The following is a 1,213-nucleotide window of genomic DNA, read 5'->3' as shown; positions in this document are numbered from 1 at the left end:
TGTAAACTTTTACGAAACATAGACGGCGCTACCTAAAAAGGAATGAGCTCAGATGTTTGCTGCCAGCATTACACAATAAAGCCGATGCTTTTTCAAGGTTGGACACAGTTGTTTGCTTGGTGATTTTTGCACAATCGCTATGCTGGCGTTGGCGACTCGAAGGCCAGAATACAGAGCTAAAACGCCGCAAACGCTTTACTCGACGCCGACACAAATTTAAATTGCGGCGCAACTCAGGGAAAAAACTCCAATCTCTCCCAACGCCAGCCAACACAATAAAGGATGTTACTTTTCAAAATTGAAGTTGACTCAGCTTCGCCTAACGCTTAAATCAGGTGCGCCGTAGGCGTCACCTGGATTTACTTGTTAGCATACAAATTGCACTTACCCTGTGAAGGGCTTTGTTTTAATTGGTAATTGAGGAATTTTCTTTTTAACTCTTTCTTTTGCTTCCTTGAGGTCTTTGGCTTCGGTTTCGCTTTTCTTCTCTTTCTGATCCATTTTCATGTTCCTCATCGGTTAAGTTTTCAGGTGAGCCGATGGTTGTAGGTTCATCTGGTAAATATGTTGGATTGCTACTAGCAATTTTTCTTGCTTTTTTTACAGCTTCACTCTTGGTTAGCGGCCTTCTATTTTGTCTGCTCATGAGTGAATAATCCTTTTAGAGAGATAATGCTTCTCTTTACGAGTTTGCCCTGAGTGATATTTATAGCCGAATGATGAATAATAGTCGATTAATTTACTATCAATGGGGTCTATTATCCTGAGTTCATCTGCTCCGATAATATCTGCATATAGTTCGGCAGCCGATAAAACAATAGGAACAACTCTCCCTTTTAATTTATTGTCTTCTGGTCGTGCTTCAACAAAATCAATTCTTAATCTTGAACCGTGATAAGAAGGTCTTCCTAAGCTTAGGCTACTCAAAGTATCTCCATACCACAAAGCTAATTCAAAACGTTTCGGGTTTCGGAATGCATAATCTTTGTAGCCTTCATACCACTCCCATTCTACTTGTCTCGATGGTAATAGACTCCAGGATTTTGCTTGTAGCAATGCTTTGGAATTGATGGGTTTTAGATCAATTAAATTCTTGTCTGTATATGGAAGAGCTTCCTTTGTAGCATCATGCGCTAATGCTCGATATTCTTCATATCGTGTTTCAGCATCCTTGTGTGTAGCTCTCATATTGACTCCGTTGTTATTTTTGTGT

General features: G+C 39.9%; 2 protein-coding genes. Both read right to left on the bottom strand.

The window, feature by feature from the left end; genetic code table 11:
* Positions 1 to 433: 433 nt before the first annotated feature.
* Entirely contained in the window at positions 434 to 646 is a 213-nt protein-coding gene (locus ACY2RQ_RS19395; protein WP_490114659.1) for a hypothetical protein, read from the bottom strand.
* The coding region (locus tag ACY2RQ_RS19390; RefSeq protein WP_490114658.1) for a hypothetical protein at positions 643 to 1,213 on the bottom strand (571 nt) is incomplete at its 5' end. The genes ACY2RQ_RS19390 and ACY2RQ_RS19395, both read right to left, overlap by 4 nt.

It is taken from the genome of Parendozoicomonas sp. 209JJ7-1, assembly GCF_058147085.1.
This window is presented reverse-complemented; position numbering and strand designations above follow the sequence as displayed.

Coding starts and splice junctions, on each gene's coding strand:
- ACY2RQ_RS19395 (WP_490114659.1), bottom strand. CDS start 646: ATGAGCAGACAAAATAGAAGGCCGCTAACCAAGAGTGAAGCTGTAAAA.